This window comes from Ensifer sp. LBL, from assembly GCF_050435225.1.
GTDB lineage: Bacteria > Pseudomonadota > Alphaproteobacteria > Rhizobiales > Rhizobiaceae > Ensifer.
On the sequence record NZ_JBNDJY010000010.1, the window covers coordinates 143,052 to 160,572 of the forward strand.

At 62.6% G+C, this 17,521-nt stretch carries 20 protein-coding genes; 12 read left to right on the forward strand and 8 right to left on the reverse strand.

Annotated elements, in window-relative coordinates; all coding sequences use genetic code 11:
• The first annotated feature begins 1 nt into the window (after window position 1).
• Together OKW20_RS30160 and OKW20_RS30165 are read left to right on the forward strand one after the other, a co-directional pair.
• Window positions 2–1,027 (forward strand): ABC transporter permease, encoded by a 1,026-nt coding sequence (locus tag OKW20_RS30160; RefSeq protein WP_402326851.1) that lies wholly within the window; start codon window positions 2–4, stop codon window positions 1,025–1,027.
• Window positions 1,028–1,240: 213 nt separating this feature from the next.
• The gene (locus OKW20_RS30165; protein WP_255381084.1) at window positions 1,241–1,363 is read left to right on the forward strand and encodes a hypothetical protein; all 123 of its coding nucleotides are present in this window, start codon (window positions 1,241–1,243) and stop codon (window positions 1,361–1,363) included.
• 117 nt (window positions 1,364–1,480) lie between these two features.
• Here OKW20_RS30165 and OKW20_RS30170 read toward each other — a convergent pair whose 3' ends face one another.
• Together OKW20_RS30170 and OKW20_RS30175 are read right to left on the reverse strand one after the other, a co-directional pair.
• A complete protein-coding gene (locus OKW20_RS30170) occupies window positions 1,481–2,860 on the reverse strand; it encodes a sensor histidine kinase (RefSeq protein WP_429178166.1) in 1,380 nt (459 codons plus the stop codon).
• Window positions 2,857–3,534 (reverse strand): response regulator transcription factor, encoded by a 678-nt coding sequence (locus OKW20_RS30175; protein WP_043616209.1) that lies wholly within the window; start codon window positions 3,532–3,534, stop codon window positions 2,857–2,859. Before OKW20_RS30175 ends, OKW20_RS30170 begins: the two co-directional genes overlap by 4 nt.
• Window positions 3,535–3,611: 77 nt before the next feature.
• On the opposite strand from OKW20_RS30175, the gene OKW20_RS30180 reads away from it, so the two are divergent.
• On the forward strand, window positions 3,612–4,679 hold the full coding sequence (locus OKW20_RS30180) for an ABC transporter substrate-binding protein (RefSeq protein WP_429178168.1): 1,068 nt from the start codon (window positions 3,612–3,614) through the stop codon (window positions 4,677–4,679).
• A 59-nt stretch (window positions 4,680–4,738) separates the two neighbouring features.
• On the opposite strand, the gene OKW20_RS30185 is transcribed toward OKW20_RS30180, so the two are convergent.
• Window positions 4,739–5,188, reverse strand: a complete 450-nt coding sequence (locus OKW20_RS30185) for a DUF1801 domain-containing protein (protein WP_429178186.1) — start codon at window positions 5,186–5,188, stop codon at window positions 4,739–4,741.
• Between the two features lie 461 nt (window positions 5,189–5,649).
• On the opposite strand from OKW20_RS30185, the gene OKW20_RS30190 reads away from it, so the two are divergent.
• The 4 genes from OKW20_RS30190 to OKW20_RS30205 all read left to right on the forward strand — a co-directional run bounded on the left by OKW20_RS30190 (window position 5,650) and on the right by OKW20_RS30205 (window position 8,988).
• On the forward strand, window positions 5,650–6,594 hold the full coding sequence (locus tag OKW20_RS30190; protein ID WP_043616217.1) for a Bug family tripartite tricarboxylate transporter substrate binding protein: 945 nt from the start codon (window positions 5,650–5,652) through the stop codon (window positions 6,592–6,594).
• On the forward strand, window positions 6,591–7,082 hold the full coding sequence (locus OKW20_RS30195; RefSeq protein ID WP_043616220.1) for a tripartite tricarboxylate transporter TctB family protein: 492 nt from the start codon (window positions 6,591–6,593) through the stop codon (window positions 7,080–7,082). The genes OKW20_RS30190 and OKW20_RS30195 overlap by 4 nt, the downstream gene beginning before the upstream one ends.
• Window positions 7,083–7,096: 14 nt before the next feature.
• Window positions 7,097–8,614 (forward strand): tripartite tricarboxylate transporter permease, encoded by a 1,518-nt coding sequence (locus OKW20_RS30200; RefSeq protein ID WP_043616223.1) that lies wholly within the window; start codon window positions 7,097–7,099, stop codon window positions 8,612–8,614.
• A 206-nt stretch (window positions 8,615–8,820) separates the two neighbouring features.
• A complete protein-coding gene (locus OKW20_RS30205; protein WP_089045897.1) occupies window positions 8,821–8,988 on the forward strand; it encodes a hypothetical protein in 168 nt (55 codons plus the stop codon).
• Between the two features lie 93 nt (window positions 8,989–9,081).
• On the opposite strand, the gene OKW20_RS30210 is transcribed toward OKW20_RS30205, so the two are convergent.
• Together OKW20_RS30210 and OKW20_RS30215 are read right to left on the reverse strand one after the other, a co-directional pair.
• Complete coding sequence (locus tag OKW20_RS30210) at window positions 9,082–9,357, reverse strand: hypothetical protein (RefSeq protein ID WP_429178171.1); 276 nt, start codon at window positions 9,355–9,357, stop codon at window positions 9,082–9,084.
• Window positions 9,358–9,475: 118 nt separating this feature from the next.
• The gene (locus OKW20_RS30215) at window positions 9,476–10,579 is read right to left on the reverse strand and encodes a DUF475 domain-containing protein (protein ID WP_429178173.1); all 1,104 of its coding nucleotides are present in this window, start codon (window positions 10,577–10,579) and stop codon (window positions 9,476–9,478) included.
• A gap of 457 nt (window positions 10,580–11,036) precedes the next feature.
• Here OKW20_RS30215 and OKW20_RS30220 point away from each other — a divergent pair, with 457 nt between their 5' ends.
• From OKW20_RS30220 to OKW20_RS30230, 3 genes are all read left to right on the forward strand, one after another.
• Complete coding sequence (locus tag OKW20_RS30220; protein ID WP_043616267.1) at window positions 11,037–11,945, forward strand: DMT family transporter; 909 nt, start codon at window positions 11,037–11,039, stop codon at window positions 11,943–11,945.
• A gap of 75 nt (window positions 11,946–12,020) precedes the next feature.
• Entirely contained in the window at window positions 12,021–12,416 is a 396-nt protein-coding gene (locus OKW20_RS30225) for a VOC family protein (RefSeq protein ID WP_429119372.1), read from the forward strand.
• A 125-nt stretch (window positions 12,417–12,541) separates the two neighbouring features.
• Window positions 12,542–13,321, forward strand: coding sequence for an ABC transporter substrate-binding protein (locus OKW20_RS30230; protein ID WP_429119373.1), 780 nt, complete (start codon window positions 12,542–12,544; stop codon window positions 13,319–13,321).
• A 74-nt stretch (window positions 13,322–13,395) separates the two neighbouring features.
• Here OKW20_RS30230 and OKW20_RS30235 read toward each other — a convergent pair whose 3' ends face one another.
• The gene (locus OKW20_RS30235; protein ID WP_429178175.1) at window positions 13,396–14,454 is read right to left on the reverse strand and encodes a GNAT family N-acetyltransferase; all 1,059 of its coding nucleotides are present in this window, start codon (window positions 14,452–14,454) and stop codon (window positions 13,396–13,398) included.
• A gap of 349 nt (window positions 14,455–14,803) precedes the next feature.
• Here OKW20_RS30235 and OKW20_RS30240 point away from each other — a divergent pair, with 349 nt between their 5' ends.
• Window positions 14,804–15,553, forward strand: a complete 750-nt coding sequence (locus tag OKW20_RS30240; RefSeq protein ID WP_043616240.1) for an SDR family oxidoreductase — start codon at window positions 14,804–14,806, stop codon at window positions 15,551–15,553.
• A gap of 124 nt (window positions 15,554–15,677) precedes the next feature.
• On the opposite strand, the gene OKW20_RS30245 is transcribed toward OKW20_RS30240, so the two are convergent.
• The gene (locus OKW20_RS30245) at window positions 15,678–16,541 is read right to left on the reverse strand and encodes a LysR substrate-binding domain-containing protein (protein ID WP_043616243.1); all 864 of its coding nucleotides are present in this window, start codon (window positions 16,539–16,541) and stop codon (window positions 15,678–15,680) included.
• A 110-nt stretch (window positions 16,542–16,651) separates the two neighbouring features.
• On the opposite strand from OKW20_RS30245, the gene OKW20_RS30250 reads away from it, so the two are divergent.
• Entirely contained in the window at window positions 16,652–17,062 is a 411-nt protein-coding gene (locus OKW20_RS30250) for a tautomerase family protein (protein WP_043616246.1), read from the forward strand.
• A gap of 231 nt (window positions 17,063–17,293) precedes the next feature.
• On the opposite strand, the gene OKW20_RS30255 is transcribed toward OKW20_RS30250, so the two are convergent.
• Window positions 17,294–17,521: hypothetical protein (locus OKW20_RS30255; RefSeq protein WP_429177978.1), on the reverse strand; the 228-nt coding region annotated here is incomplete at its 5' end.

Here is a 17,521-nt window from a genome sequence, read left to right on the forward strand (position 1 = left end):
AATGGACACCAACATCGCCGCACAGGGAGCAAGCACGCAGCTTGCCGGCGCAAAGCGCCGCCTGCCCCCCGAATTCAACATCTTCCTGGTGCTGATCGGCATCGCGCTGGTTTATGAGATCCTTGGCTGGATCTTCGTCGGCCAGAGCTTCCTGATGAACCCGCAGCGCCTGACGATCATGATCCTGCAGGTGTCCGTGATCGGCATCATCGCCGTCGGCGTCACCCAGGTCATCATAACCGGCGGCATCGATCTTTCCTCCGGCTCCGTCGTCGGCATGACGGCGATGATCTCGGCAAGTGTGGCCCAGGCGTCCACCTGGCCGCGTGCGCTCTATCCGTCGCTCACCGACATGCCGGCGATCGTCCCGATCGGCCTTGGCGTCGGCATCGGCCTGCTCGCCGGCTTTATCAACGGTCAGCTGATCGCCCGCACCAAGATCCCACCCTTCATCGCCACGCTCGGCATGATGGTCTCTGCACGCGGCATCTCCAAGTGGTATACCAAGGGCCAACCGGTCTCGGGCCTCACCGAGCAGTTTAACTTCATTGGCACCGGCATCTGGCCCGTCATCGTCTTCCTCGTCGTCGCGATCATCTTCCACATCGCACTGCGCTACACCCGCTACGGCAAGTTCACCTATGCGATCGGCGCCAACGTCCAGGCCGCCCGCGTCTCCGGCATCAACGTCGAGGCGCATCTGATCAAGGTCTATGCGATTGCCGGCATGCTGGCAGGCCTCGCCGGTGTCGTCACGGCTGCCCGTGCCCAGACGGCACAGGCTGGCATGGGCGTCATGTACGAACTCGACGCGATCGCCGCGACCGTCATCGGCGGCACCTCGCTGACGGGTGGTGTCGGCCGGGTCACCGGCACGGTCATCGGCACCATCATCCTTGGCGTCATGACTTCGGGCTTCACCTTCCTCCGGGTCGACGCCTACTACCAGGAAATCGTCAAGGGCCTGATCATCGTCGCCGCCGTCGTCATCGACGTCTATCGACAGAAGAACCGCAAGAAGGCCTGACACCCAAAAGCAATACCCTCCTCCCAGTGAAGCCAACTGGCCGGGATGACGAAAGTCATCCCGGCATTTTATTTTGTTCAGGAGGCTATATCGGCAGGCTCAAGCCATTTTTCACATATGCTTGGCGCGCAGGGCTGCCCCGGCGCACGCGCTCTGGCAAAAACCTTGGCGATGCACTATATGCCAGGCGTTTAAAACTATTGGAGACTTCCCATGTTGTCGCAGCGTAAGCTTGCGAGCCAGTTTCAGCCGCGTTTCGTTCTTCAGCTTTGGAACGCGATGCTGCGGGTACAGACCCGCGAGACAGCTTCCTTCTTCGGCCACCGCGGCCGCTAAGCAAGACCCAAAAAACGAAAACTGCCTGAACCATCTGAGCGTGTCGCCTGACCGCTCGCAGATGGCTTTCGCTCAACCGGCTCGCATTTGGCGGCGCCGGATAGAGCCCATTCGTGCTTAGCCCTCCGGAAAGCGAATGGTCACCTTGAGACCGCGACCGTCGCCCCCCTCGCTGAGGCTGGTCGTGGCGCCGTAAAGCTCGGCAATCTCCTCGACGATCGGCAGGCCGAGCCCGGAACCGGGCGCATCACTGCCGCCGCGTTCGAAACGCCTGAGCACCGTCTCGCGCAATTCCGGCCGAATGCCAGGTCCGTTGTCCTCCACCTCCAGCGACACGGAACCGTCCCGCGCAAAGACACGGCTCGTCACCTCCGCGCCGCGGCCGGCATAAAGCAAAGCATTGCCGATGAGGTTCTTGAGCAGCTCGCCGATCAGCAACGGCTCGGCGCGAATGAAGGCCTCGCCCTCGCCGTCAAAGCCGAGATCGATATCGGCGTCCCCTGCCGCCGGCACGTGCTCGGCCGTTATCTCCCGCACGAGTTCGATGAGATCGACGCGCTCGAGCGAGCGCGCCTCGTCCTTGCCGGCAGCATCGATCTTCGCCATCAGCAGCAGTTGCCCCAGAATGCGCTCGGCATTGGCAACCGCCTCGTCGGCCTTTTTCACAGCATTTCGCGTTTCCTCGATCGAGCCCGCACGTTGCGCAAGCGCGAGCTGCGTGCGGATGATGGCGAGCGGCGTGCGCAGCTGATGGCTGGCATTGCCGGTGAAATTGCGAAGCGCGTCGAGCGCCGATTGCAGGCGCCCCATGAAGGAATTGACGGTATCGACGAGACCCTGGACCTCGTTTGGAACCCGCTCGCCGATCGGATGCAGATCGTCCGGACTGCGCTCCGAGATCGCGTCACCCAGCCTGTAGAGCGGCCGCAAGGAAAACGTGACCGCGATCCAGACGATCACGGCCGCACCGGCAATCATCATCCCGAGGCGCAGCGCCGAGCGCACCAGGATCGTCTGCGCCAGATGTCGGCGCGCGATCGTCGTCTCGGCGACCGTGACCACGAAGGGCACGGAATTGATGCCCGTCGAGGCGGAGCGTCGTAGGGCAGCGATGCGGATCGGTTCGCCGCGGAAGATCGAATCCGCAAAGGTGGTCGATGCTCCCGGTTCCTCCGCCAGCGACGGCAGCGTCTGGTAGCCGGTGATGAACTGGCCGGGTGGCCCGTCGACCCGGTAGAACACACGGTCCTGCGCGGCCGACGTCAGCATTTCCAGGGCGACATAGGGAATATCGACTTCGAGCGACCCGTCTTCCGCCACGACCACGCGCTCGGCGATTGCCAGCGCCGAGCCGGCAAGCACCCGGTCGGAAACGACGTTGGCGGTCGTCACGGCCTCCCGATAGGTATCCGTCAGCGCGATGACCCCGATCACCACCGTCGAGATCAACAGCCAGCCAAGCAGGCGCCGGCGGAGGGAGTAGACCGTCGCCCTCATTCCGGCCCGGCCGCCTTGTCGAGATAGTAACCGATGCCGCGGGCGGTGCGCACGGTCAGCCCGTGCGGCGCGAGACGCTTGCGCAGCCGGCTGACATATTGCTCGATCGCATTCGGGCTCAGATCATCGTCAAAGCCGGTCAGCGACTGCATGATCGCATCCTTGGCGACCACCTTGCCGGCACGCATGAACAGAAGCTCTAGAAGGCCGAGCTCGCGCGCCGGGATCTCGATCGGCGCGCCGCCGGACGAGAAGCTGCGCGTGTTGAGATCGAGCGACACATTGCCGTAGCTGACGGTCGAGGCCCTAAGCCCCGCTTGCCGGCGCAAGAGCACGCGCACGCGCGCTTCGAGTTCGCCGACGTCGAACGGCTTGATCATGTAGTCGTCGGCGCCGAGGTCGAGCCCCTTGATCCGCTCTTCGGGCGCCCCCCTTGCCGTCAGGATCAAGACCGCCGCGCGGTTCTGGCGGGCACGCATCGCCCTTAGCACATCAAGGCCATCCATCTCCGGCAGATTGAGATCGAGAATGACAAGGTCGAACGTTTCGGTGGCGGCCACCGCATGCGCCGACGCACCGTCACTGACGACATCGACGGCATAGCCGCTGCCGCGCAAGATCGCCGACAGGCCCTCAGCCAGGTCCTGGTTGTCCTCAACAAGCAAGATACGCAATTATCATCACTCCCCCGACCACCTTATCCGCCGATGCCTTGCTTGTGAACGGTGCGACACTGAGGCATTGTGGATTCATGCGGTTCTTGATTTCTTTTCTTTTTTTCGCCCTTTGTCCCCAGCTGCTCCTTGCGGCCCCCATCATATTCCCGGCTCTTTCCGGCAAAGCGGACGTGCGCACGCTGGTCGTCTATTCATCGCTCGACGAGCCGCTTGCAAAGCCGATGATCATCGGTTTCCAACGAGCCAATCCGGATGTTGCCGTGCGCTATGAGGACATGCTGACCGGAGAAATCTACGACCGCATCATCAAGGAGACCGACGCCGGAATGAGGACGGCGGACTTCGCCTTTTCTTCCGCCATGGACCTGCAAGTCAAGCTCAGCAACGACGGTTACGCCCAGCGCAGCGACCTGCCGATGAGCGAACGCTGGCCGGCCTGGGCCAACTGGCGCAACACGGCTTATGCGCTGACCTTCGAGCCTGCCGTCTTCGTCTACCACAAGCCGAGCTTCACCAAGGAAAAGCCACCCTCGACCCGCGCAGAATTTGTCGATTACCTGAAGCGCCAGGGGGCCGCCGTCTTTGGCAGGATCGGAACCTATGACATCGAGCGGTCCGGCGTCGGCTTCCTCTTCATGTCGCGCGACCAGGAACAGTTCGGCGATATCTGGGATGTCATCCAGGCCATGGGTGCGGCCGGCGTCAAGCTCTACTCGACCAGCGAAGCAATCCTTGAGCGCGTCGCCGACGGCCGCTTCGTGCTCGGTTACAACATCCTCGGTTCTTATGCCGCTGACTGGGCGGCACGGCATCCGGATGTCGGCATCGTTCTGCCGAAAGATTACACCGTGGTGATGTCGCGTATCGGCCTCGTGCCACAGGCCGCCGCCTCCCCCGACCTCGGCCGGCGCTACCTGGAATTCTTCATGTCCAAGGAAGGCCAGACGATCATGGCGCGGGAACTGCAGATCCCGGCCGTCAGCCCCGAAGTGGCGGGCGAAAACACCGCCAACACCATGCAGGAGATGCTTGGCGGCCAGTTGCGCCCCGTCCCGGTAAGCCCGGGCCTGATGGTCTATCTCGATCAGGTGAAGCGCTCACGGCTGATTGCCAAATGGAACGAGGTTCTGAGGCTTCATTGACGGCAGTGAACGGAAGCGCGACACCTCTGGCCAAGCCGGAAACGCGCCAGCCTTCGGCCTTAAACCTTGTTCCGCGGGCGCCCGGGCCGTGAGGCCTGCGCGGAAAGGTTCAGTTCAACGGCGGCCAAAACCAATGCCTTCAAAGCCTCTTCGTCGATCGCCTCTCCTTCATGGATGTCGATGGCGCGTCGGGTATTGCCTTCCAGGCTGGAGTTGAAAAGTCCGGCCGGATCCTCAAGCGCTGCCCCCTTGGCAAAGGTCATCTTCACCACCGCCTTGTAAGTCTCGCCGGTACAGATGATGCCGGCATGTTCCCAGACCGGAACACCCCGCCATTTCCATTCCTCGACCATGTCAGGATCGGCTTCCTTGATCAGCTTGCGGATCTGCGCGAGCGTCGCTCCGCGCCAGTCGCCAAGTTCCGCGATCCTCGCATCGATCTGACTGGAGGCGGAAACGGCCTCTTCCGCCACATCGTTGTTTTTCGCCTTTGTCGTCGCTTTCGCCATCGAATTTACTCTCCCGTCATCCTTGCCGGAACTCGCCATCAGGCGCACCGGCGCAAACCTGTCGTCACTTTGTCGGCGTCGCCTCCTCATACCTAGGCTCGGCCCGGCTGGCGGCAATATCCGAGTAGCGATTCGAGGCTCCGTCGCGAAATTCGGTCTGCGGGCCTGCTCATTTGGGGTGAAGAGGACCGGAAACATCGCCCGTCAGCGCATGCGAGAGCCTAAAATTCCGTAAACGATGCGGCAGGATTTTCGCATTCGGGACTTGATGTCAGCTAAATGTCAGCTTTCTATGGTGCCTTAAGGTCACTGGCACCCGTGGAGGCGGGCCGCCGGTTGCGTACTGGGAGGAAGCCACCAATCCGGTCAAGCGATAAGGGTCGAAAGAGCCCGTCGCTGTCTTCCCGTTCGCACACAGCAACAACGTGCGCGGTGAAAACGCGCCTCACGGAGGACTGACCTTGAAACATATTTTCCTCGCAACGATTCTCGCCGGCGCCATGTCGCTCCCGGCGGTTGCCGCTGACTACACGATCATTGCTCCGGCAAACCCGGGCGGCGGCTGGGACCAGACGGCCCGTTCGCTTCAGACGGTGCTGCAGCAGGAAGGCATTTCCGGCAACGTTCAGGTCCAGAACGTACCGGGCGCCGGCGGCACGATCGGCCTTGCCCAGTTCGCCAGCCAGCAGAAGGGCAATGCCAACGCCCTGATCGTCGGCGGCTACGTCATGGTCGGCGCGATCCTCACCAACAAGTCGCCGGTCACCCTCAAGGACGTCACCCCGATCGCTCGCCTGACCGGCGAATACGAAGCAATCGTCGTTCCGGCTTCGTCCGACATCAAGACGATGGGCGACCTCGTCGAAGCCCTGAAGAAAGATCCTGGCGCGGTTTCCTGGGCTGGCGGTTCGGCCGGCGGTACCGACCACATCGCCGTTGGCCTGATCGCCAAGGCGGCCGGCGTCGACCCGACCAAGATCAACTACATCGCCTATTCGGGCGGCGGTGAAGCACTGGCCGCAATCCTCGGCAGCCAGGTAACGGCTGGCATTTCGGGCTACGGTGAATTCGAGTCGCAGGTCAAGGCCGGCACGCTTCGCCTGCTCGCCGTGTCCGGTCCCGAGCGTGTCGCCGGCATTGATGCCCCGACGCTGAAGGAATCCGGTCTCGACGTGGTCGTCGAAAACTGGCGCATGGTCGCAGCAGCTCCGGGCCTCTCCGACGAGCAGAAGGCAGCCGTCTCCGCCGACATCGAAAAGCTTGCGAAGTCCGCTGGCTGGCAGGAAGTGCTGAAGACCAAGGGCTGGCAGGACAGCTACCTCGCCGGTGACGCCTTCAGCGCCCAGCTCGACAAGGATGTTGCGGCCACCGAAGGTGTTCTCAAGGACATTGGACTGGTGAAATGACCACGGGGCATAACCCTTCAACTTCAACGCGTCGCCCGGATCGGGCGGCGCTCTTCATCGCGGCGGTTCTCGCCGCTATCGCTGGCCTAATCTTCTGGGACGTGTCGCGCCTGACGGGCGCTGCCGGTTACTCCCAGGTCGGACCGACGACGGTCCCCTATGCGATTGCCTGCTGTCTCGCAGCCCTCGCTGTCTGGACGATCTTCGCTGCGTTTCGCAACGATTTTCCAGAGCGCGAGCGCCAGGAAGTCGCACCGGTCATCTGGATCGTGGCGGGCCTTGCAGCACAGATGCTGCTCCTGAAGGTCGCAGGCTTCTCGATCGCCACCGGCATTCTCTTTGCGCTCACCGCGCGCGGCTTTGGCAAGCGCAAGCTCTGGTTCTCCCTGCCAGTCGGCATCGCGCTCTGTTTCGTCGTGTGGGTGATTTTCGCCAAGCTTCTGCAGTTGTCGCTGCCCGCAGGGCCGCTTGAACACCTGTTCTTCTAAGAGGGCCGTCGACCATGGCTACTTTTGACTTCCTGATCCAGGGATTGTGGGTTGCTGCCCAGCCGATGAACCTGCTCTACGCCCTTATCGGCGTGACGCTCGGGACCGCCGTCGGCGTTCTTCCCGGCATCGGCCCGGCGCTGACCGTGGCACTTCTTCTGCCCGTTACCTATCAGCTCGATCCCGCCGGATCGCTGATCATGTTCGCCGGCATCTATTATGGCGGCATGTATGGCGGCTCGACCACCTCGATCCTGCTCAACACACCGGGCGAAAGCGCCTCGATCGTCACCGCGCTCGAAGGCAACAAGATGGCGCGCGCCGGACGCGGTGGACCGGCCCTTGCCACCGCCGCCATCGGCTCGTTCGTTGCCGGCCTGATCGCGACGCTGGGCCTCGCCTTCATCGCACCCTACATCGTCAAGCTGGCCCTGGTCTTCGGTCCGCGCGAGTACTTCGCGCTGATGGTCCTTGCCTTCGTCACCGTATCCTCGGCATTCGGCGACAGCACGCTTCGCGGCCTGACGGCCCTCTTCGTCGGCCTGGCGCTGTCCGTCGTCGGCATCGACCAGCTGACCGGCCAGGCGCGCCTCTCCTTCGGCGTTCCCGAACTGCTCGACGGCATCGAGGTTACCACCCTTGCCGTTGCCATGTTCGCGATCGGCGAGACGCTGTTTATCGCCGCGCAAGGCGAAAAGGGACCGGACAAGGTCGAGGCCGTGCGTGGCTCGGTCTGGATGAGCAAGCTCGATTGGGCGCGTTCGTGGAAGCCCTGGCTTCGCGGCACGTTCATCGGCTTCCCGATCGGCGCGATGCCGGCCGGCGGCGCCGAGATCGGCACCTTCCTGTCCTATGCGGCGGAAAAGAAACTGGCAAAGCATCCCGAAGAGTTCGGCAATGGCGCAATCGAAGGCGTCGCAGGCCCCGAAGCGGCCAACAACGCCTCGGCTGCCGGCACGCTCGTGCCGCTGCTGACGCTCGGCCTGCCGACCACCGCAACGGCCGCGATCATGCTCGCCGGCTTCCAGCAATATGGCCTTCAACCTGGCCCGCTGCTGTTTGCGACCAACCCGCAGCTCGTCTGGGGCCTGATCGCCAGCCTGCTCATCGCGAACTTCATGCTGCTGGTCCTGAACCTGCCGCTGATCGGGCTCTGGGTGAAGCTGCTGACGATCCCGAAGCCGTGGCTCTATGCCGGCATCCTCTTGTTCGCGACGCTCGGCACCATCGGCGCCAACCCGTCGGTCTACGAACTCGGCATGCTGCTCGCCTTCGGCCTGCTTGGCTACGCGATGCGCGTCTTCGGCTATCCGATCGCTCCAGTCGTCGTCGGCTTGATCCTTGGGCCGCTGGCCGAGCAACAGCTCCGTCGTGCCCTCGCGATCAGCCAGGGTGACATCTCGGTGCTGTTCACCTCACCGATCGCCGCCGGCCTCCTGATCATCGCGGCTGCCGCACTGATCGTACCGCTGATCCTTCGGGCCCGTGGCCGCGGCGAAGTCCTTTCGCAGCTCGCCGCCAACGAAGACTAAGCCCCTATAACAATCAGGTCCGGAAACCCTCCCGGACCTGATCGAATTAGCGCCTCCTCCCAAGGCCTATCCGAAGGCCCGGCCGGTTTGAAAACCGACCGGGCCTGCTTCCATTGCATAGCTGGCGTGTCCGATTGTGCATTGCAAAAAGACCGACCAAACCCCATTTTTTGCTCATAAGAGAGAAAACGAAAGCGAGCAAGAAGATGGCTACCACAACTTATCACAAGGGTTTCATCGGTCGTGCATTCGCAGTTCTCGGCGCTGCTAGCGCTGCCGCCGCCGCTGTCGAAGGTCACCGCCGCCCGAAGGCAAGCGACCTGCGCACGCTGGGCATCGACCCCGCGAACTTCCCGGATACGCGCCGCGGCTAACAATTCCAGCGCCCTCAGGGGCGCCTTATCCTCCCAAGGATGAAGAACGGCTCGGGGTCGAGAGACCACCGGGCCGCTTTGCATCTGGGGGTATCAGCGAGATTTTCGGAAGGCTAGGAAATCCCGCAATCGCATCCGAAGAATCTGCGACCAGGGAACCTCCGCATCGATCGCCGCGTAACCGGCTCGCGTCAGCGAGAACTCGACATGACCGGCGTCGTCCTGCCGGCGGACCATGTACTGCATGTTGAGCGCACGGAAAACCGCCGCATGCAGGTCTTGTGGCCAATCGATATCTTCGGCCGGCACGCGATGTGCGCCTGCCCTGTATAGCTCCTCAAGTACACTCTTCAGATCGTCAGCCAGCATCCGTTCCTTATCCGGTGTGCTGCGTGATTTGACAACGCGGCACGGTCGAACCGAGCCGAAGAAAAACGGCCCGGCGTTTCCGCCGGGCCGTTTCCGATTTGAAAAGAGCGTCCGCCGCTTAGGCTTCTGCGCGAGCCCGCTCTTCCTGGTGCGCGCCAGCAAGCTCTTCCTGGCGTTCCCGCTTGTTGTAGCTGATCGACGACCAGAGCGAGATGCCGATGAGCGCAGCGCCACCGAGGCCGGTGATGACTTCCGGAATGTGGACGAGCGTCTGGAAGTACATGACCACCGAGAGGATCAGGATCGCGTAGAACGCGCCGTGTTCCAGGTAGCGATATTCGCTGAGCGTACCCTTTTCGACGAGCATGATCGTCATCGAGCGCACATACATGGCACCGATGCCGAGGCCGATCGCGATGATGAAGAGGTTCTGCGTCAGCGCGAAGGCGCCGATAACGCCGTCGAACGAGAAGCTGGCATCGAGAACTTCGAGATAAAGGAAGGCACCGAAGCCGCCCTTTGCTGCAGCGCTCATGGTTTCCTGCTGCGCATCGAGCAGGCCACCGACCACTTCGACCACGAGGAAGGTCAGGAGGCCATAGATCGCCGAATAGACGAAGGTGTGAACGTCTTCCGGCTTAAGCAGCGTCGAGAAGCCGAGGATGAGCGCGAGGACAAACGCGATCTCGACGCCCTTGATGGTAGCAAAACGCGCCATCTTGGTTTCGACCCACTTGATCCAGTGCACGTCCTTCTCATGGTCGAAGAAGTAGCTGAGGCCGACCATCATCAGGAAGGTGCCGCCGAAAGCCGCGATCGGCAGATGCGCGTCGTTCATGATGCGCGCGTATTCTTCGGGCTTGCTTGCCGCCAGAACGATCGCTTCGATCGGACCGATCTTCGCTGCGATAACGACGATCAGGAGCGGGAAGACGATACGCATGCCGAAGACGGCGATGAGAATGCCCCAGGTCAGGAAGCGATGCTGCCACTCGGGCGTCATGTCCTTGAGCTTGTTGGCATTGACGATCGCGTTATCGAAGGACAGGGAGATTTCGAGCACCGCAAGCACGGTGCAGATGAAGAAGACGGAGGCCATGCCACCGATGGTGCCGGTCGACTGCCAGCCGAGCCACGCGCCGAGCAGGAGGCCGACGCCCGTGACGATGAAGGCCCAGGTGAAATAGCCGAGCGCGCTCGAATGCGATTGAGGCTGGTTCATCGACGTGCCTCCTTCGCGCGGACGACGCCGGATTCGGTGAAAAGATGGGGTTTCAAAACAGAAATGCGCACGGCCGAAGGGGCACATGCGTGAGGCATGAGATCAGTTTTCATGAGAGCTAATCCGCCGGCTAATTTGCTGGCGGTACCGACATCACGAGAGCGCCGTAAAAACTCTCGCCAGAGGGGCCCGGCACCAGTGTTCGACCCGCGATCCGATGTCTGGACGGCGGGAACGATTGACTAATTAGCAGTGTCGGGCGGAACGTCAAGGGGGCCGCTTCGCGCTTTGACAAAGGATCACAAAACGGTTGTTACCAAGCTCTGCCTTGGTTCTGCTACCGCTCCTGGGCGCCGGCGCCGATTCATTCGCAAAACTTATGGTTCCATATGCACACGGCGATGGATCGGCCGCACCGAATGTGGCATGGCGTGCGCAACTTATCGAGAGCCCCGACATGACCGTGATGACCGCCCCCATAACCGCCCCGAACGCCGCCCGGACCGGGGTTCTCATCATGCTGCTCGGCATGCTGATGTTTTCGCTGAACGACGTCATGGGCAAGTGGCTGGTCGCGACCTACTCCGTCAGCCAGCTGATGGTGATCCGAAGCGTTGCGGCCCTTCTGTTCCTGTCGCCCTTCATTCTCAGGCGCGGCCTGCGCTCGATGTTCCAGGTCGAACGTCCCGGCCTCCAGGCCCTTCGCTCGCTGCTCTTTGCCATCGACGCCTCGGCCTTTTATTTCGCGGTCGCCTACATGCCGCTTGCCGATACCATGACCTACTGGCTGGCAGCGCCGATCTATGTCGCTGCAGCCTCGCCGTTCCTGCTTGGCGAGAAGGTCGGCTGGCGGCGCTGGACGGCGATCCTCATCGGCTTTGCCGGCGTCTTGATCGCGCTCGAACCCTCCAAGGAAAGCCTCGGCCTCCCGGCCCTGATTGCGCTTGCCGGCAGCACCGCCTTCGCCTTTGCGCTCATGCTCGGTCGCACGCTTCGCTCCACGCCTGACACCACGCTGGTCTTCTGGCAGATCGTCGGCGCGCTCATCTTCTCGCTCGTCGGCGTTGCCGCCAATCCTTCGGGCTGGGCACCCGTCGATGGCGAGGCGCTGCTGCAGCTCGGGGCACTCGGCATCGTCGCGATGCTCGCGCATATCCTTGTCAATCGGTCGCTCAAGCTCGCCGATGCCGCCACCGTCGTCCCGCTGCAATATACGCTGCTCTTCTGGGCCGTCGTCTTCGGCTGGTTCTTCTTCGGCGACACACCACGTCCGACCGTGCTCGTCGGCGCGGCACTAATCGTCGCCTCGGGCCTCTTCATCTTCTTCCGCGAACAGCAGTTGAAGAAGCGAAAGGCAAAAGCCTGACCTCCACCCCGGCGGGGTTCCATCATCGGCGACACTCTGCTACGCCGCCGAGGTCAAAGCGTGAAGGAGATGCCCGTGGCCAAAGCGATCCATTCGATGATCCGTGTTCTCGACGAGAAGCGATCGATCGATTTCTATCGTGTGGCCTTCGGGCTCGAAGTCGCCGAACGGCTGGAGTTCGAAACTTTTGTGCTGATCTATCTCAGCAACGAGGAAGGCGAATTCGAGCTGGAGCTGACGGTCAACAAGGACCGGACCGAGCCCTATGCGCTCGGTGACGGCTATGGCCATCTGGCGCTGTCGGTCGACGACCTCGGTGCCGAGCACCAGCGGTTGACGGACGCTGGCCTTAACCCGGGCAAGATCGTCGATTTCAACCGCGACGGCGCCCTGCTTGCGCGCTTCTTCTTCCTGGTCGATCCGGACGGTTACAAGGTCGAGGTACTGCAGCGCCACGGTCGCTACAAGTGACCGGGCGGGCCATGGCAATCAACGAAAACAATAGCGATTATCGCGCCTATCTATTTCGCTTATAGGCGAGCGCGACTTAGTCTTCCCTGGAAGCATCAAGAATGATGCACAACAGGGGAACGCGAATGAAGAAGCGGATTGCAGCAGCAGTGCTCGCCATCATGGCGACAACGGCGGTCACGGCCCAGGCCGCCGAGAAGATCAAGATCGGCACGGAGGGCGCCTACCCACCCTTCAACTTCATCGATCCCGCCGGCAAGATCGGCGGCTTCGACGTCGATATCGGACTTGCGCTTTGCGAGCGCATGAAGGTCGAATGCGAAGTCGTTGCCCAGGACTGGGACGGCATCATTCCGGGTCTGGTCGCCAAGAAATACGACCTGATCATCGCCTCGATGTTCATCACCGAAGAACGCAAGAAGCAGGTCGCCTTCACCAACCCCTACTACCTGGCCGCCATGACCCATGCCGCCCCGAAGGGCGCCGGCATCACTGAGTTCACCAATGAAGCGCTCAAGGGCAAGGTGATCGGCGCGCAGTCGGGCACGACCCAGGCCGAATACATCACCGCCACCTATCCCGACGCGGAGATCAAGCTTTATCCGACCCAGGACGAGGCCAACCTCGACATGGTCAACGGCCGCCTCGACCTGCAGGTGGGCGACATGCTGCCGCTGCTCGACTGGGTGACGAAGAATGCCGACGGAAAGGCATGCTGCGAACTGATCGGCGAACCGATCACCGACAAGAAATTCGTCGGTGAAGGCGTCGGCATTGCCGTGCGCCAGGAGGACAACGACCTTCGCGAACGGCTGAACAAGGCGCTGGACGAAATCCGTGCCGACGGGACCTACAAGAAGATCAACGACAAGTACTTCACCATCGACGTCTATACGATGAAGTGACGCATGGATGGCCGGCCGACACGGCCCCTACGAAAGACCGGCCGCGCCCCAAGGGCGCGGCCGGCCTGTTATGGCTAGGCTTCGTTTACCGCGCGCTGCTTCGCCACGATCGCCTTGAATTCGGGATCGTCGACGAGCGATTGCACGGCCCAGTAGCCCTCGAGCCACTCGGCCTCGCCCTCCCAACCGCCATCGACAAGCTGGCGAAGATTGGCAAGCGCCCGGGTGCGGTCGCCGGCAAGCGTCCAGGCTCCGGTTGCGTGGAAGCGATACCAGTTGATGTGATCGCTTGCCCGCTCCAGATGCAGCCCCCATTCCCGGCAAGTATCGAGATCGAGATCGCCGACGTTCTCCGCCGGCAAGTTGCCGCTATAGGCGACATGCCGGTCGCGTTCGATGAGGCCGATGCCCCTGGCAATCGCCATCGATCCCTTGTTGGAGGCGTGCGTGTGCCATTCGATATCGGGTCGACCTCGCTTGACGCACTCGGCAATCGTCGCAGCCGCTGCCGCCTTGCCGAGCCCCAGGCGCCGATACGCAGGCTCGGTCCCGACACCCACTTCGCAACGGGTGCCGCTGACGCTGTCGGTTGCGCAATGGCTGACGATGGATCCGTCGTGAAGGACGCAGAAGCCGATGGCGTTCTCCAGGAAGACTTCGGGGGAGGCCCAGCCTTCCATGAGATAGGTCACGGTCTCGATATCGCCGGGTCCCAGATCGAGCAGGGACTGGTCGATCTGCACGAGGCGGAAGCCGTCAGGCAACGCCGTCGCCGTGAGGCCATGCCTTACTCCCGGCAAGCCCATCCTGACGCGCGGATGCGGGCGGGCGAAGCCATTGGACCAGATATCGCCCAGACGATCGGACCAGCGGTCTTCGACGAAGAAATAGGCCCAGTCGGGGATCAGTTCCTTCAGCTCGGCAAAGCTGTCGGCCGCCTCGTCCGGCACGCCCGCGAGATAGTAGGCATCGCCATTGGCGAGCAGCGCAACGCGCGGCTCTACCGGACGATCGACCCAGACTTCACCTTCTATGATGCCGTCGAGTACGGCAGCGATGGCCACGTGCGTGGAGGAAAGGTCCTTTAGGAGGGATTGAGCAGCCGGATAGGCGGCTTGTTCGAGTAGAAACATGAAAATGCAATCCTGTTGCGGCGGGATATCCCATCCCTGCCGCTAGAAGAAAGGGTGGAGACGATCAGGTCGTCCCGTTTCAGACCGGCTTCAGCCGACCGGCGCACGGCGTTGGACACTGTCATCTTGTTACCTCTCTATACCTGCGCCCTCGGATCGAGCGCGATTGCAATCGTCGGACTAGACAGCCGGGCCGTGCAGCGCAAGCGCCTTACGGTAACCGCTCCAGACTGGTCTGCGGTCCGGCGGGCTTGCGCCATTGGCGGCGGCAACGGCAGGCGCTAAAGCTCTCCTGCCCGGATTTGGTGTAGCCTCACCCCGGAATCGGCGGAAAGCATCGGAGACCGACATGTTCGACCTCAGCGGAATGACGGCATTGGTAACGGGCGGCGGCCGCGGTCTCGGCCTTGAAATGGCAAAGGCGCTCGCGCGGGCCGGCGCGATCGTTACGATCAACGGCCGTAATGAAGCGGCCCTCGATCTGGCGCGCCACGAGGCCGCCGCCGAAGGCATCGCACTCGACCTTGTCGTCGGCGACGTTTCGACGGATGCGGAAGAGATCGTCGCGGCGGCCGCGGCCAAGACCGGCCAACTCGACATCCTCATTCATGCCGTGGGCGAGCGCGATCGGCGTGGGACCGACGTCATGGACCCTGCAGCCTTTGCCGCCCTCGTCAACACGGACCTGACGGCCGCCTATGCTATGGCGCGAGCGGCACTTCCCTATTTTCGCCGGTCCTCGTCCGCCCGACTGATTTTCGTCACCTCGATCGCCGCCTCCGTGGCGCGGCCGGGCGACCCCGCCTATACCGCGGCCAAGGGTGGTCTCGATGCCCTCACCCGTTCGCTGGCGGTGGAGCTTGGGTCGGCGACACTCACGGTCAATGCGATCGCGCCCGGCTGGTTTGCAACCGAGACCAATGCGGCCCTTGCCGCCGATCCGGCGCTGCAGGCCTTCGTCGATGTCCGCATTCCCCTGAAACGCTGGGGCCGACCGGAGGAGATCGCGCCGGCCGCTGTGTTCCTGGCCTCGCCCGCTGCCAGCTTCGTCAACGGCATCACCTTGACCGTGGACGGCGGTATGACCGCGCAGATGTGAGTGTCATCGTCGACAATTTTCCGCTGCAGCGGCTGCTTCGCATCTCGCTTTTTCGCTGTGTGCTCGGATCTGAAGTGCCCGTAGATCAGCGCGGCCGCGCCGCAGCCTTGCCGGGCGATCGTCTTCACCACCGCTCGATACCGACCGCCAAGCCTTCGGCAAGCAGTGCCGCCAGGCTCGACGCCGGCTTGTCGGCCTTTGCTTTCAGCCGCAGGCTGAAATCCGCATTCGGCAATGCCGGTAGCGAAAGTGCCGGGGGTGCAAGCGCTATGCCTTCTCCGAGGAAGCGCGGCGTGCGGGCGGTGACGGCGATGCCGCTTCTCACCGCCGCGCGCAGACCAGAAAGGCTCGGGCTGGTCGCCGCGATGCGATAATGGCGCCCCGCCTCGTCGAGGGCCGCCGTCGCAGCCGCGCGGAAGCCGCAAGGCGGATCCAGCACAGCAATCGGCAATTCGCCGTCAGCCATGGATGGAACATCCGATGCCGATAGCCACAGCATCGGTTCGCGCAGAATGGTGATCTCGTCAGGTGTCGGCCCTTCCCGCATCACGATCAGCACCTCGATCAGCCCCTGATCGTAGGCCGATGTCAGTTCGCGGGACCGGCCGACCCTCAAGTCCAGCCGCACACGCGGATGGGTGCGCCCGAAGCGACGTAGGAGATCCGGCAGGTTGCTGTCGGCAAAATCCTGGGTGCAGCCGAGCGCCAGGCGGCCGTCGGTGCTGGCGCCCTTGAGGCTCAGCCACGCGTCCCGGTGAACCTCGAGGATCCGGCGCGCATGAACGACCAGTTCCTCTCCGGCCGGAGTCAGAATCCGCCCTCTGCCTGAGGGTGCAAGCAGCGGTTCGCCGATCATCGTTTCAAGGCGCTGCATCTGGGCGGTCACCGCCGAAGGTGTCCGCCCCACGGCCGCAGCCGCATTCGCGAGAGACCCGCTCTCGGCGAAAGCAAGAAAGGTGCGAAGCAGGTCAGGATCGAAGGTTTGCATTACTTCAATTTAGTCGAATTTATAATGCCAAACAATTCGATTTTTCCGAAGATAGGGACATGGCAGATTGGGCTCACACAAGAAATGGGAAACCCGAAAGGAACCAGCCAATGCCCATCATCAACGTCACCGTCAGCGGCAAGCCGGATCCGGCACTCTCGTCGCGGATTGCCGCTTCAGTCAGCGAACTGACGGCTGCCCACCTGCGCAAGGATCCGACGATCACAGCCATCGTCGTCACCTATGCGGACCCGGAACATTGGTTCGCCGGCGGAAAGTCGCTTGCCGAGCAGGATACCAACAGCTTCTGGCTGGACATCAAGGTCGTCGACGGCACCAACACCAAGCAGGAAATGGCTGCCTATCTCGAAGCCATCTTCGGGCGCTTTGAACAGCTGCTCGGGCGGGTGCACCACGAGAGCTACGTTCTCGTCCACGAGGTTTCGGCCGCCGCCTATGGTTATGGCGGCAAGACGCAGGAGTTCCGTTACATCAGCGGCAAGCTCAAATCCGGCATCTGAAGCCCTTCGGCCCGCTTTCTGCGGCCTTCATTCAGGCGCAGGCGAAGCTTGACCATGGCGAGACGTTTACCCGGCAAACCCAAACGGGCACGCGCATAGCATGGAGCCAATGGTCGCCGGTGAGCCGCCGGTCAATCGAAGTTCGGTCGATCGCAACAGACGTATCGCCCAAGCGCCACCCATCCATCGGTATCGCGTCGAGCGCAACGCGATACCGCCGTATCGTGGGCGTCAGAACCGGACGCGGGCGCCGACTTTGGCGCCGGCGGCTTGCGAACCATCGCCCTCGATGTTGAACAACAGCGAGAAGTCGAGGTCCCAGTTGTCGTTGTTGGAAAGGGCAAGCCCGGCCGAGACCCGGCCAAACAGGCCTTCGCCATCGAGCGACGCAAAGCCGACATCGGCGCCGATCGTCGGCGACAGGATCAGGCCGTTTTCCAGCTCCAGCGTCCGCTCGAC